Below are 14257 nucleotides of genomic sequence, written 5' to 3' on the forward strand. Positions count from 1 at the left end.
TTGATGACCTAACATGACTACCCGTCGCATCACCAGCGTCGCCATTGCTTGTGCAGTGGCGACGCTGGTGCTTGCCGCCGTCACACTCGCGTCCCTCGCTCTGGGTTCGCGCCAGATTGCTCCCGACGTCGTGTGGGACGCTCTCGTGAACGGGGGAAGCAGTCAGGACGCCCAGGTGGTCACGCAACTGCGTGTTCCCCGTACGCTCGCCGCGCTCGTCATTGGCGGAGCGCTGGGGTTGGCAGGTTCGATCATGCAAGCGATGACAAGAAATCCTCTTGCCGATCCTGGCGTCCTCGGCATCAACGCCGGTGCCGCCTTCCTTGTTGTGACGGTGACGGCCGCGAGTGGCGTCGCCACTCGCACGTCGACGCTGGGCGCTTCTCTCATCGGTGCGGTGGTCGCGGCAGGTCTCGTCTTCGCTATGTCGGGGAGCGGGGGAGGCTCTCGATCACGCCTTGCCCTGGCGGGCATTGCCGTATCGGCTGCGCTCGCATCGCTGACCCAGGCGGTCCTCGCGGCGAATCAGTTTGCGTTTAACGAATTCCGATATTGGGCGTCGGGATCATTAGAGGGCGTCGACATGGGCTCCGTGGCTGCCGCCGGGGCAGTCATCGCATGCGGCGGCGTGGTTGCTGCCCTGATCTCCTCGGCTCTTGGGGTCCTCGCTATCGGTGAGGACACCGCGGTGAGCCTCGGTGTGCGTGTGCGCCTCATTCGCAGTCTCGGCGTCGTGGCCGTCACGGCTCTGGCTGGCGGGGCGACGGCGCTTGGTGGGCCGCTAACCTTTGTGGGTCTCGCGGTTCCGCTATTGGTGCGACGCGTTGTGGGTGCTCGGCAGGGGGCGATTGCGCTGTGGTCGCTGATCGTCGGTGCCGCGTGGGTGTGCGCTGCCGATGTTGTCTCGCGCCTTGTGCTGGCGCCTTCCGAGGTTCCCGTTGGCGTTATCGTCGCTTTGATCGGTGCGCCGTTCTTTATCATAGGGTCGCGCGGAAAGGGCATGTCATGAGGCCAGCTCCGTCGCGCTACACAATTGTCTCGCTGCGTCGCGTGTCGGTGCGCGTGCACCGGCGCAGCGCCGCCGTCGTGCTCATCGGATTCGCTCTTCTGTGTGCATTGGCGGTCTATTCGCTCACTCTCGGTGACTACGGGCTCAGCGCCGCCGATTCATTCCGTCGTCTCCTCGGAGACGGTGGGCCTCGGGATGACTTTTTGGGCGTCTACTTCGTCCAGTCCGTGCGCCTGCCGCGTATGCTCGCGGCGGTGGCTGTTGGTGCAGCGCTTGGAATCGCCGGGCGTATCTTCCAGACGATCTCGGGCAATCCGCTCGGTAGCCCCGACATCGTCGGCCTGTCCACGGGGTGCGCGACCGGCGCTCTGATTGCCATCATTATTATGGGCTCGAGCCCCGCCGTCACAGGAATCGGCGCCTTGCTCGGTGGACTCGCCTCGGGCGCGTTCATCCTCGCGTGCGCGGGAGGCATGCGAGTGACGGGAATCCGCGTCGTCCTCGTGGGAATCGGATGTTCGGCGGCCTTGCGGGCGGTCAATTCGCTGCTCATCGTCAAGGCGCCTCTGGAGGCGGCCCAGCGTGCGCAGCTGTGGAGCGCTGGCTCATTCTCGGGCGTCACCATCGCGCGTCTGACGCCTCTGCTGATCGTGATCGCCGGTGTCGTTGCGGTGTGTGCCATCTGTGCGGTTCCCCTCGGTCTCGTCGCGATGGGCGATGACATCGCGACAGGGCTTGGCGTCAGAGTGCGTCAGACCCGCATGCTCCTCATTGTCGTCGCCATTTTGCTTGTTGCGTCCGCGACTGCGGTCGCTGGGCCAGTCGCCTTCGTTGCTCTGGCGGCTCCGCACGTCGCGCATCGGCTGTGCGCGGCTGGGGGAGTCGGATTTGCCTCCTCCGCCATCGTCGGTGCTCTTCTTGTGCTGGTCTCAGACGTGTGCGCACAGAGGCTCGTCGCTCCGGCCGAGCTTCCCGTTGGCGTCGTGACCGGCGTCGTCGGAGGCCTGTACCTTCTGTGGTTGTTGATTCGTGAGGTGAGATCGTGACTGAGATCGTTACGAGGCAGGGGCTTAGTGCTCGGGACATCGTCGTCGGCTATGGGAAAAACGATCCGATTCTGGAAGGATTATCCCTGGACGTGCTCGCTGGGGAGCTCACGGTCATTGTCGGCCCCAATGCGTGCGGGAAATCGACGCTTCTGCGTTCGCTGGCGCGTGTCCTTGATGTGCGCTCTGGTGTGGTGGAACTCGATGGGCGTAGCGTCGCGAACATCAACCAGAAGGCGCTTGCGCGCCGACTTGGCCTACTCGCCCAGTCGTCCGTCGCTCCGGGCGACATGCTCGTTGAGGACTTAGTAGCACGTGGGCGGTACCCCTACCAGTCACTCCTGCGTCAGTGGAGTCGTGAGGATGACGAGGCCGTGGCGCGAGCGATGGAAGACGCAGGGGTCGCGCCTTTGGCGGGGCGTCGCGTTGGGGAGCTTTCTGGTGGGCAGCGCCAGCGCGTATGGATAGCGATGGCGCTGGCTCAGTCTACTGAGATTCTGCTGTTGGATGAGCCAACGACCTACCTGGATCTGAATCATCAACTCGAGGTGTTGCGCCTGGCGGAGCGCCTGCAGCGTGCAGGCACGACGGTCGTCGCCGTGTTGCACGACCTGCATCTGGCATTCCGCTACGCGACGCACCTCGTGTTCATGAAGAACGGTGAGATCGTGGCTCAGGGGGCGCCGCACGACGTTGTGACGGCAGACCTTGTCGAACGCGTTTTCAGTGTGCCGTGCAGGATCATTGACGACCCTGAGACTGGATCGCCGCTGGTGATTCCGACTCGATGACCCGTGTGTTGTGATCCCCAATATCTCAAATGTTGACCGGTGGGTCACGCAGTCCTATGATTGTTGGATAATATAAGTCACAACAAGTTGGTAGAAGGCTGATATTTCCCGATAAAAACGTGTTTTGACTGCATGTTCCGGTAATTTGCTTGTTGTTCGCAATTGTAGAATAGGTGTCAGGCAATAGGATGGTGTTCATAGCTAGTGGTTACTCGGACACTGACATATTGATTCTGGGCGTGGTGAAGCCAATTAGCGCACGACATCCCGTCGAGATGGAGAAGGACACAGATGACAACGCAGATGCGATCGCACGGTAGGGGGCTGCGCATGCCTCTACTGGCTCTGACCGCCTCTGCTTCCATCGTTGGTGGAGTGTTTGTCGCTGCGCAGCCCGCATACAGTGTTGACGGAGTTGTCGGTGTGGGCGGACAGTGTCTCACCGCTGTTGATGAGGGTGCATCCATCGTCGTTTCGTCGGTCGTCCCAGTCGGATCTCCGCTTCATGTGGAGGGGGCTGGCTGGGGTCCCAGCACTGAGGCGTCTCGCGGTTTTGTTATCGTCACGCTCGACGATGGGCAGGAAGTCCGACCCGATGGTGTCGCCCTTCCCGCCTGGGTTCCCACGTCTGTTCAGCGTAATAAGGCTGCGTGGAGCGTTGCAGAAGTGTCGACGACCGGCGAATTTAGCGCTGATATTGAGTTGCCGTCGACCTGGACGGTCGGCTCGGAGCACTCGATCATGATTGGCGATGGCGTGACCGGCACCTACGTGCAGGTGTCTGTGATGGTCGTGGAGGCCGGTGAGCAGGCGCATGCGTGCTCGCTGACTCCGACCGACGATGCTTCGGTTGAGCCCACTGATGAGCCGTCGAATCAGCCTGCGGATGAGCCGTCGACGGAGCCTGATGGCCATGCAACTTCTGACGTGGCGACCGACGGGCCGACGGAGTCTCCCGCGGACAATGCGGCTGATAATGCCGCGAAGCCCGATTTTGACCTGACCGATGACGCTTCTCACGATGCGGCAAGCGATGCGGCAGTCAGTGCCCCCTCGACTGTGGCTGCATCGCCGTCCCCTCGCGAAACCCCCTCAGCAGATGCATCGGATACCTTGCGCTCGTCGGTGACGCCGACGCCCTCCGCATCGGCCTCGTCTGCGTTTTCCTCCGGCGGCAACGGATCTTCTTCGAGTGGTAGCGGTGGCGCTGGTTCGAACGCTGACGCCCCGTCCCCCTCCCCGTCCACGGAGCAGGAGAGCGTGTCTGCTTCGCAGATCGGCCCCAAGGCTCATTCGGAGCAGCAGGCCATGAACCAGGCTGTTCGCGAACAGGAGTCTCGCCTGAATGGCTGGATCCTCGCTGGTGGCGGTCTCCTTGCCCTTCTCGGAGCAATCGTGACGGTCAGCATTGTCCGCCGCTCGCACGGACTGCTGCGCTAAAGCTCGCACACCTGCGGCGACGCACTGGGAGTATGTGCATTAACCGCACGGTGTGTGTTGGGATTTAGCATTCGTGCGTTACGCCTGTTACTCTTGATCCGATACAATAGTTTCTGCGGATTAAGTCACTAAGGAGAACGGTATGCAGCACGGACGAGCATCGTCTGCCATAGCCGCTCGGAGCTTCGTCGGTCGCAGTCGAATCATGAGCCTGCTCATGGCACTGTTCCTGTTTGCGGGCATCGGTCTCGCCATCCCCGGTTTTGCTGCGCGTGCGGATGACGCAGTACCGCACTACGCCCTTCGGGCGGGGGATGATATCCAGGTCAATATCGCGAACAATGCTGACTTCGCGGCCGAGTTCGCCGAAACCGGGTACTGGGGACTCATCCTCGATCATGGGGGTGTCACTCCACTCACTCGTCCGACTTTCAAGCGCGACGGCGAGACGGTGACGCCTTCGGCCCCTGATCTGTGGGCCGCTCAGTCGTTGAAGGATTCGTATATCCATGCGCCTGTGCCAGACGGCACGAACAACGTTGAGGGCGTGAAGTGGCTGCCCGGGGAGACCCACACGATTACCGTCGTGTTCTACCGCAGTGATTCTTCGGGCGTCGAGCCCAACCCTATCTACGGCACAGTGAGCATCTACACGCCGTACACGGATAACATCGACGATCCGACACCCGCTCCCACCGTAGATCCGGCGGCTTCGCCCGCCCGCACGGACGAACCGACGGCCGAGCCTGCCCCCACGACAGACCCCGAGCCCGCTCCGACGAGCGAGCCGAGCGCTGATCCTGCTCCGGCGCCCGCACCGGACCCGGTCGTTGAACCCACGACGGAGCCTTCCGTCGCTCCCGCGCCGCTGCCCGACGATCCGCAGCTGCCGGCCGTGCGCCCGAGCCCGACTCCCTCCGAGAGCGCGTCCCCCACGCCCACCCCGTCCGCTTCTGCGACCGCTTCGCAGCCGTCTGAGACCCCCGTCTCGCCGATTAGCGACGTGTCCCAGCTCAACGACTCGAATAAGGGTGGTGTCAGCGCAGCCTTCACGGCCGGCCTGCTGACGATCAACGTGCCGTCGGATAAGGCTGCCGCCGGCGACTGGGTGAGCGCCAACATCATGCAGACCGGCGAGGCACGCTGGCTGCAGGTCGAGGATTCCAACAAGGTCACCATGGATCTCACGGGTCTGCCGACCGGTGAGTACAAGGTCGTTGTTGCAAACCGCTCGCACGAGCTCGTTGGATGGGCCGAATTTAAGGTTGCTTCCGCCGTCGGTGCAGCAGCGAACGGTTCGTCGGTTGACGCATCGGGCGCCGTGAAGCTTCACGCGGAGATGTTGTCCTCCTCGCTCGCTGGAGATGAGTCCGAGGGACTCAACGGATACCTGCTCGGTGCCGGTGCCTGCATGCTGATCCTCGGCGGCCTCGTGGTCGTCCAGGTTCTCTCCGGTCCTAAGATCGGCTCTTCCTCGAGTGGAGTCACTCTGTCCTAAGCTAGGTTTCATGGATCTGTTTGATTCTGAATCTGTCGACGAGTCGGGCGTGCCTGCTTTCAACGCGGGCGCGCCCCTCGCCGTTCGTATGCGCCCGACGACCCTCGATGAGGTTGTTGGACAGTCTCACTTGCTCGGCGAGGGGGCGCCGCTGCGCCGCCTCCTGTCCCCTGGTTCGAGTGACGGTGTCGCCGTTTCCTCAGTGGTGCTGTGGGGCCCGCCGGGCACGGGTAAGACGACCCTCGCTTATCTGATTGCGCGCGCGTCGGGGCGACGTTTCGTTGAGCTGTCCGCAGTTTCCTCCGGGGTGAGCGACGTCCGGCGCGTGGTGGATGATGCGCGCCGAACCCTCGCGAGCGGGGGACAAGAGACGATTCTGTTCGTCGACGAGGTGCATCGCTTTTCTAAGTCACAGCAGGATTCGCTGCTTCCGGCGGTTGAGAATCGCTGGGTTGTGCTCGTCGCGGCAACGACTGAGAATCCGTCCTTCTCTGTTATTTCGCCGCTGCTCTCGCGTTCCCTCCTCTTGACGTTGCGCCCCCTGGATTCTGATGCAATCGAGGGGCTGATCCGCCGTGCGCTGGCCGATGAACGGGGTCTCGCGCGGCGTTTCTCGATCACGGACGAGGCCGTGGCCGGCCTCGTGCGCCTGGCGGGTTCGGATGCACGTAAGTCGTTGACTCTCCTCGAGGCGGCGGCAGGCGTTGCCAGTGATGACGGCTCTGGCGAGATCACTGTCGCGAGCGTCGAGGCTGCGGCGAATCAGGCGCTCGTTCGATGGAGCAAGGACCAACACTACGATGTCGCGAGCGCGTTCATTAAGTCGATGCGCGGGTCCGACGTGGACGCCTCACTGCACTATCTCGCCCGCATGATCGAGGCCGGGGAGGATCCGCGCTTTATCGCGCGGCGCATCATGATCGCGGCATCTGAGGAAATTGGGATGGCGGCTCCCGAGGTTCTCACGACGTGTGTGAGTGTCGCGCAGGGCGTCACGCTCATCGGTATGCCCGAGGCGCGTCTCCTGCTCGCCCAGGCGGTTGTCGCCGTGGCGACAGCCCCGAAGTCGAATGCGACGTACCTGGCGATTGATCGCGCGATCGCTGACGTGCGCGCCGGACGTGGGGGAGCGGTGCCCGAACATTTGCGCGACGCGCACTATGCCGGTGCGAAAACTCTGGGCCATGGCGACGGATACCTCTACGCGCACGATCAGCCGCACCATGTCGCCGCGCAGCAGTACCTCCCCGACGACCTGGAAGGCACCCGTTACTATGAGCCAACCGAGAACGGACATGAGGCGATGCTCACGAAGCGGCTCGGTGTGATTCGCAATCTGCTGAAAAGACGCTAGGATGGAACAGTTGTCCGCACCAGCGGGCACCTGGGGCCTTAGCCGACGGACCGACGTGATCCTGGAGTTGGCCCCATGCCGGGAATCCCGGCATGACATGAGAAACAGGAAGAAGAAACATGGCAACGAATCGTTCCCGCAAGCAGGTGCGCGAGTCCCGCGCCCTCGGTCTGGCTCTGACCCCCAAGGCCGTCCGCTACTTCGAGAAGCGCCCCTACGGCCCCGGTGAGCACGGCCGCACCCGTCGCCGCCAGGACTCCGACTACGCCGTTCGTCTGAAGGAAAAGCAGCGTCTGCGCGCGCAGTACGGTATCCGTGAGTCGCAGCTGCGCCGCGCCTTCGAAGAGGCCCGTCGCACCGCCGGCCTGACCGGTGAGAACCTGGTCGAGCTGCTCGAGATGCGTCTCGACTCCCTCGTCCTGCGCGCTGGCTTCGCCCGCACCATCCAGCAGGCCCGCCAGTTCGTCGTGCACCGTCACATCCTCGTTGACGGCAAGATCGTCGACCGCCCCTCGTTCCGCGTGAAGCCCGGCCAGACCCTGCAGGTCAAGCCGAAGTCGCAGACTACGGTTCCCTTCGAGATCGCCGCTGAGGGTATTCACCGGGACGTGCTGCCCGCCGTCCCCGAGTACCTGGATGTCGAGCTGTCCCGCCTCAAGGCGACCCTGGTGCGTCGCCCCAAGCGCGCTGAGGTCCCCGTGACCGTCGACGTCCAGATGGTCGTCGAGCACTACTCGCGCTGACGCTCGTCTTTCCTGCGCCCCCGAGCTTCGGCTTGGGGGCGCAGTTATTTCATGTATCCCACTGTCCGCTTTCGCGTGCCGATGTGCCGCAACGGGTGGATACCGACTAACATGGGGCACTATGCGTACGTCTGAAATCCGCACCCGCTGGCTCGACTACTTCGAGAAGCAGGGTCATGAGATTCGTCCTTCCGTTTCTCTCGTCTCTCCGGAGCCTTCGATTCTGTTCACGATCGCGGGCATGGTTCCGTTCATCCCCTACATTACGGGCGTTGAGCCCGCGCCGTGGCCGCGAGCTGCGTCGGTGCAGAAGTGCATTCGCACGAACGACATCGACAACGTCGGTAAGACGACCCGTCACGGCACGTTCTTCCAGATGAACGGCAACTTCTCCTTCGGCGATTACTTTAAGGAAGGTGCGATTAACTACGCGTGGGAGCTGCTGACCGGCTCGCGCGACGAGGGCAAGTACGGCCTCGATGGTGATCGCTTCTGGGTGACCCTGTGGGATCAGGACGACGAGGCTTTCGGTGTGCTGACGAAGCAGATCGGCATGGATCCCAAGCACATCGTGCGCCTGCCGCGCGAGGAGAACTTCTGGGACACGGGCCAGCCCGGCCCCGCGGGTCCGTGTGCCGAGTGGCACTACGACCGCGGTCCCGAATACGGCCCCGAGGCCGTGGGCGGTACCGTCGACCCGGGTGGTGACCGCTACCTCGAGGTGTGGAACCTGGTCTTCGACCAGTACATGCGCGGTGAGGGTTCCGGCAAGGACTACCCGCTGCTGGGTGAGCTGGACAAGAAGGCGATCGATACGGGCGCCGGCCTGGAGCGTCTGGCTTTCGTCATGCAGGACAAGCCCAACATGTACGAGATCGACGAGGTCTTCCCCGTCATCGAGGCCGCCATGCAGATGAGCGGTAAGCGTTACGGTCTGGGCGCCGCGGGCCCTGAGGCCGGCGCCGCCTATGACGACGACGTGCGCATGCGCGTCGTCGCTGACCACGTGCGGTCCTCTCTCATGCTGATTGGCGACGGAGTGCGTCCCGGCAACGATGGCCGCGGCTACGTGCTGCGCCGCCTTATCCGCCGTGCCGTTCGCTCGATGCGTCTGCTCGGCGTCGACGAGGCAACCATGCCGACGCTGCTGACGGCGTCGAAGGACGCGATGAAGGCGTCGTATCCCGAGCTGGAGATCAACTGGAAGACGATCTCCGAAGTCGCTTACGCGGAGGAAGATGCGTTCCGTCGTACCCTCAGCGCCGGCACGACGATCCTGGATGCGGCGGTTGCAACGGCGAAGGAATCGAAGGGCGCCCCCGTGATTTCTGGTGCGTCGGCATTCTCGCTGCACGACACCTACGGTTTCCCGATCGATCTGACCCTCGAGATGGCCGCCGAACAGGGCGTGTCGGTCGACGAGGAGGGTTTCCGCACTCTGATGGCCGAGCAGAAGGAGCGTGCACGCGCCGACGCTCGCTCGAAGAAGACCGGGCACACCGACGTTCGCGTATTCCATGACATTGAGAAGGCGATGGGCGGCGGCTCGACGTTCCTGGGCTACACGGAGCAGGCTGCTGAGGCCACCGTTGAGGCTTTGCTTGTCGATGGTGTGGCGGCTCCGGCTGCCAGTGCTCCCGCCGAAGTTGAGGTTATCCTCGATCGCACTCCGTTCTATGCTGAGATGGGTGGCCAGCTCGCCGACCACGGCACCATTCGCCTTGCAGGTGGCGGTGTTGTCGAGGTCCACGACGTCCAGGCACCGATTCGTGGCCTGAGCGTACACCGTGGCACCCTCACCGAGGGCGGCATGACGGTGGGCGAGAAGGCGTACGCCGAGATCGACGGCGAGCGTCGTCTCGCCATTGCGCGTGCTCACACCGCGACCCACATGGTGTACGCGGGCCTGCGTAACGTCGTGTCGGAGGACCTCACCCAGGCGGGTTCGGAGAACTCGCCGTCGCGTCTGCGTTTCGACTTCCGCCATGGGTCCGCTCTTGAGGGCTCGCAGCTGAGCGACATTGAGGCTCTCGTCAACGAGAAGCTTGCCGAGGATCTGGCCGTGACCACCGAGGTCATGAGTATCGATGCCGCGCGGGAAGCCGGCGCGATCGCATTGTTTGGTGAGAAGTACGGTTCCGAGGTTCGCGTCGTCACCATCGGTGATGGGTTCGACCGTGAGCTGTGCGGTGGCACCCACGTGCCCACGACCGGTCACATCGGCCGCATCACGGTGCTCTCCGAGGGATCCGTCGGCTCGGGCGTGCGTCGTATCGACGCCCTGGTGGGCGACGGCGCATACGAGTTCCAGGCCAAGGAACATGCGCTTGTCAACCAGCTCTCCCAGCTCGTGGGCGGCCGCGCAGATGAACTGCCCGAGCGCATTGAGTCGCTGCTGGCCAAGCTGCGCGAGTCCGAGAAGGAGCTCGAGAAGGTCCGTACGGCACAGGCTCTGAGCCAGGGCGCCGATCTGGCAGCTTCCGCGAAGGCTATCGGTCCCGTGACCGTCGTCGCCTCTGCAGTTGGTGAGATGCCGTCCGCGGACGCTCTGCGTACCCTCGCGCTCGACGTGCGCGACCGCCTCGGCAATGATCGCGGGACTGTCGTTGCCCTCGGTGGCGTCGTCGGCGGCAAGCCGTCGCTGGTCGTCGCGACGAATGAGGCAGCGCGCGAGGCATCGGTGAAAGCCGGTGCGCTGGTTCGCGCCGTCGGCAAGCACATGGGCGGTGGCGGCGGTGGCCGTGACGACATCGCCCAGGGCGGCGGCACCAAGCCTGAGGGTCTTGCCGATGCGATTGACGCGATCCGCAAGGAAATCGAGGCTCTGTGAGCATTCGTCGGGGGATTCGTATCGGCGTGGACGTCGGCACCGTGCGTGTCGGCGTCAGCCGGTGCGACCCCGACGGCATTCTCACGATGCCCGTCGAAACCCTTCACAGGGCTCCCGATCTGTCCGATCTTGATCGCCTTGCCGACATTGTACGTAGCTACGACGCGATCGAAGTGATCGTTGGACTTCCTCGGCACTTGCGTGGGGGAGAGGGGATCTCAGCGAAGGGGGCGCGTAAGTATGCGCGCCGCATTAAGAAGCTTGTTCCCGATGTTCGTGTGGCGATGGTCGACGAACGTATGACGTCCAACCAGGCGCACGCGCGTCTTCGCGCATCCGGGATTCCTGAGATCGAGCATCGCAGCGTCATCGACCAGGTCGCGGCGCAGATTATTTTGGAACAGGCACTTGAGCTCGAGCGCATGGGCGGTCGAGCTCCCGGTGAGGAAATCATCCTCGAACCAAGTGAAGGAGCGCACGCATGAGTACGCCTCCCCCTTACCCCTTCCGTTCTCGTCGAGAGATTCATTCCGGCGAGCGAAAGGTCTATTCGGATGCCGAGCTACACGAGCAGCATGCATCGCAGGACGCGACTGCGATGCCCGCTCAGGGAACCGACTTGCGCGGAGGTTCCTCTCGTGACGAGGCCGTGGCGCCCGTTGCGGCAACGGCGCGGGGTGAGCGCACACTTCCCTCTTTCGACGAGGTGACGGATACGGGCGCGATGCCTCGCGTGTCCGGTGCGGCGCTGCGTCAGCGCAGTGCAGCGCTGCGAGCAGAATCGCCTTCTGAGACCACGGGCATGCGTTCTCGCCGCCTTGCCAGCGAACGACGAGCGGCGCGCAAGCGCAAGCGCCGCCGTCGGGTGCGTTCCTTCTTCATCATCGTTCTGGTGCTTGGCCTGCTGGCCGGTGCCAGCTACGTCGCCTACGATCAGCTCTTTAACTCGTCGACGACTGCATCGGATGACTTCCCCGGGCCGGGCACCGGCTCGGTCGAGGTGACGATCGCAGAGAATTCCTCCGGTCGTGATATCGGCCAGACGCTCGTGGATGCCGGCGTCGTAAAGTCCGTCGGAGCCTTCGTGCGTCAGTTCGAGAAGACGCCGGCATCGATGTCGATTCGTCCCGGTACGTACCGCCTGAAGCAACAGATGAGCGCCGCCGGTGCGCTCGCAGGCCTGCTGGACGAGACGAACCGCGTCGATTCGACGATTACGATCACGTCGGGTCAGAAGATGTCCGAGGTCAAGAAGCGGATCGTCGACATCATGGGCGTCACCGAGGAACAGGTGGACGCTGCTTTCGCCGACACGGAAGCGATCGGCCTGCCGTCTGAGGCTGGCGGAAACGCCGAAGGATGGCTGCTGCCCGGTTCCTACGAGGTCTCCGAGGATGACACCCCGACGACCGTCATCGCGCGGATGGTGAAGGGAACCGTCGATGAGCTTGATCGTCTCGGCGTTGCCCCCGCGGATCGGCAGACCGTCCTGATTAAGGCGTCGATCGTGGATGGTGAAATGAACATCGACAAGTACATGCCGATGGTCGCTCGCGTCATCGAGAATCGCCTCGCCGACACGAACGGTGAGACGAAGGGCTACCTCGGCATGGACTCGACCGTCCTGTACGGCGTCGGAAAGACCAGCGGTGTTCCGGACCAGGCGGACCTGGACAACGACAATCCCTACAACACGCGCCTGCACGCAGGTCTGCCTCCGACCCCGATTGGACAGCCGAACGAGAAGGCGATCAAGGCAGTCCTGAACCCTGCTGAGGGCAACTGGCTGTACTTTGTGACCGTCAACCTGGATACGGGTGAGACCCTGTTTGCCTCGACTCTCGAGGAACAGGAGAAGAACCGCGAACAGTTCAAGGCGTACTGCGCCGCAAACCCGAAGGTCTGCACCGCGTCATGATGTGGGCAGGTGTCATCGGTTCCCCGATTGAGCACTCCCTGTCCCCGGTGATCCACCGGGCGGCATGGGAAGACCTCGGAATTGTGGGATGGGAGTACCGCCGCATCGAGCACGATGGGGCGAGCCTGCCCGAGTTCATCTCAGGGTTGGACGAGTCCTTCCGCGGTCTGTCGGTCACGATGCCCTGCAAGCAGGCGATCATTCCGCTCCTGGACGCGATCGATCCGCTTGCCATTGGAGTTGGTGCCGTCAACACGGTGGTTCCTTCCTTCGGCGTACTTGCCGGCTTCAACACGGATGTCACGGGGATCGCGTCGGCGATTCGGCGCGCGTGCTCGCAGGCGGACCGAGCGCTCCCGACAAGTGCCGTCGTGCTCGGGGCGCGAGCCACGGCCTCGTCTGCGCTCGCCGCCCTCGGTGAGCTTGGCATTGTGACCTCCACCGTCGCCGCGCGCCGTTTCGGGGGACCCGGTTCCGTCGTCGCTGCATCCTCTCGACTGGGCGTCAGTATCGAACAGGTGCTCTGGTCGGATCGCGGTGCGGTTCTTCGTGCCGTCAGCGGTGCTGACCTCGTGATTTCGACGCTGCCCGCTGGCGTTGCTGACTCGCTTGCCGAGGAGATGACAGTTCGCGAGGGCCAGGTTCTCCTTGACGTTGTCTACTCTCCTCGCGAGACGGCGCTGCGCAGCGCCTTCGAAAGGAACGGCGGCATCGTTGCCGAAGGTACCGACATGCTCATCTTCCAGGCGGCAGCGCAGGTACAGCTCATGACGGGGCGCAGCCCGAAGACCGATGTCATGCGTGGCGCTCTGGAGGCGGAACTTGCTCGGCGTGCACGGGCGAGTGGGGGAGGAGCTGCCTCGTGATCGTGACGTGGCTGCCGTCGTGGCTGAGCACCGATCTGTCTTTGATCTCAGGTTTTCTCACCTGGATCGTCGTTCTTTCCTGGCTGTGGCGGTCGGGATGGAAGATTCAGCGCCGCTACTTCATCGAAGCGACGCAAAAGCCCCTCACACGCAATGCGATCGTGTGGAGCGCGGGTATCGTCGGAGCAATCTTCTTTGTCGCGGCGCAGATGCGTCCCGGTATGCCCGGTGTGATGACGGTTGCGATGATCGGCGCGCTGAGCGCTTACGTCGATGCTCGTACCCATCGGTTGCCCAACGCGTACACGGTCGCAATGGGCATCGGTGTCGTCCTCGGTGTGATCGTCGGCGGCGTGATTTCACCGCTGTGGCAGGAACGCCTCCTCGGCGCGCTCATCGGTGCGCTTATTTGGTTCGTGCCGATTGCATTGTTGAATCGCTTGCCCGGCGGGATGGGCGGTGGTGACGTCAAGCTGGCTCCGGTGTTGGGAGCATTGGTCGGTTCCGTGGGACTGCACGCTGCGTTTTTTGCCCTCGCGCTCTCCTTCGTGTCCGCGGGCGTCGCGGCACTGTGGAAGATCGTCGTCGGATCCGCTGGCACGAAAACACGCGTTCCGATGGGCCCCTGGATGATCGGGGCAGCGCTCGTTGGCACCATCGCATGGGGCGTTGTCCCCGACTGGCTGTAGGGATCAGCGCAGGTCTTATCGTGGACCACGCCGGGACGAGTGCGCGTCCGGATGGGACAATAGAGCGGTGAGT

At 63.5% G+C, this 14257-nt stretch carries 12 protein-coding genes; all 12 read left to right on the forward strand.

Annotated features, from left to right (window positions below; all coding sequences use genetic code 11):
• Window positions 1–13: 13 nt before the first annotated feature.
• Window positions 14–1009 carry a FecCD family ABC transporter permease gene (locus tag FOC40_RS05745; RefSeq protein WP_003796560.1) on the forward strand — a complete coding sequence of 332 codons (996 nt, stop codon included), beginning with the start codon at window positions 14–16 and terminating at the stop codon, window positions 1007–1009.
• Window positions 1006–2055: a FecCD family ABC transporter permease gene (locus FOC40_RS05750; RefSeq protein WP_003796562.1), complete on the forward strand. Its 1050-nt coding sequence runs from the start codon at window positions 1006–1008 to the stop codon at window positions 2053–2055. The genes FOC40_RS05745 and FOC40_RS05750 overlap by 4 nt, the downstream gene beginning before the upstream one ends.
• A complete protein-coding gene (locus FOC40_RS05755) occupies window positions 2052–2846 on the forward strand; it encodes an ABC transporter ATP-binding protein (protein WP_003796564.1) in 795 nt (264 codons plus the stop codon). Before FOC40_RS05750 ends, FOC40_RS05755 begins: the two co-directional genes overlap by 4 nt.
• A gap of 330 nt (window positions 2847–3176) precedes the next feature.
• Window positions 3177–4286: a hypothetical protein gene (locus FOC40_RS05765; RefSeq protein ID WP_231125978.1), complete on the forward strand. Its 1110-nt coding sequence runs from the start codon at window positions 3177–3179 to the stop codon at window positions 4284–4286.
• A gap of 205 nt (window positions 4287–4491) precedes the next feature.
• The gene (locus FOC40_RS05770) at window positions 4492–5784 is read left to right on the forward strand and encodes a hypothetical protein (protein WP_003796570.1); all 1293 of its coding nucleotides are present in this window, start codon (window positions 4492–4494) and stop codon (window positions 5782–5784) included.
• A 10-nt stretch (window positions 5785–5794) separates the two neighbouring features.
• On the forward strand, window positions 5795–7138 hold the full coding sequence (locus tag FOC40_RS05775; protein ID WP_003796571.1) for a replication-associated recombination protein A: 1344 nt from the start codon (window positions 5795–5797) through the stop codon (window positions 7136–7138).
• A gap of 119 nt (window positions 7139–7257) precedes the next feature.
• Window positions 7258–7881 (forward strand): 30S ribosomal protein S4, encoded by a 624-nt coding sequence (gene rpsD, locus FOC40_RS05780; protein ID WP_003792491.1) that lies wholly within the window; start codon window positions 7258–7260, stop codon window positions 7879–7881.
• Between the two features lie 121 nt (window positions 7882–8002).
• Window positions 8003–10711: an alanine--tRNA ligase gene (alaS, locus tag FOC40_RS05785; protein ID WP_003796573.1), complete on the forward strand. Its 2709-nt coding sequence runs from the start codon at window positions 8003–8005 to the stop codon at window positions 10709–10711.
• Window positions 10708–11196 carry a Holliday junction resolvase RuvX gene (ruvX, locus tag FOC40_RS05790; RefSeq protein ID WP_003796575.1) on the forward strand — a complete coding sequence of 163 codons (489 nt, stop codon included), beginning with the start codon at window positions 10708–10710 and terminating at the stop codon, window positions 11194–11196. The genes alaS and ruvX overlap by 4 nt, the downstream gene beginning before the upstream one ends.
• Window positions 11193–12629 carry an endolytic transglycosylase MltG gene (gene mltG / locus FOC40_RS05795; RefSeq protein ID WP_231125979.1) on the forward strand — a complete coding sequence of 479 codons (1437 nt, stop codon included), beginning with the start codon at window positions 11193–11195 and terminating at the stop codon, window positions 12627–12629. The genes ruvX and mltG overlap by 4 nt, the downstream gene beginning before the upstream one ends.
• Window positions 12626–13495, forward strand: a complete 870-nt coding sequence (locus FOC40_RS05800; protein WP_003796580.1) for a shikimate dehydrogenase — start codon at window positions 12626–12628, stop codon at window positions 13493–13495. The genes mltG and FOC40_RS05800 overlap by 4 nt, the downstream gene beginning before the upstream one ends.
• Window positions 13492–14184, forward strand: a complete 693-nt coding sequence (locus tag FOC40_RS05805; protein ID WP_003796582.1) for a prepilin peptidase — start codon at window positions 13492–13494, stop codon at window positions 14182–14184. Before FOC40_RS05800 ends, FOC40_RS05805 begins: the two co-directional genes overlap by 4 nt.
• Window positions 14185–14257: the final 73 nt, after the last annotated feature.

This window comes from Schaalia odontolytica (assembly GCF_009730335.1).
Taxonomy (GTDB): Bacteria; Actinomycetota; Actinomycetes; order Actinomycetales; family Actinomycetaceae; genus Pauljensenia; species Pauljensenia dentiphila.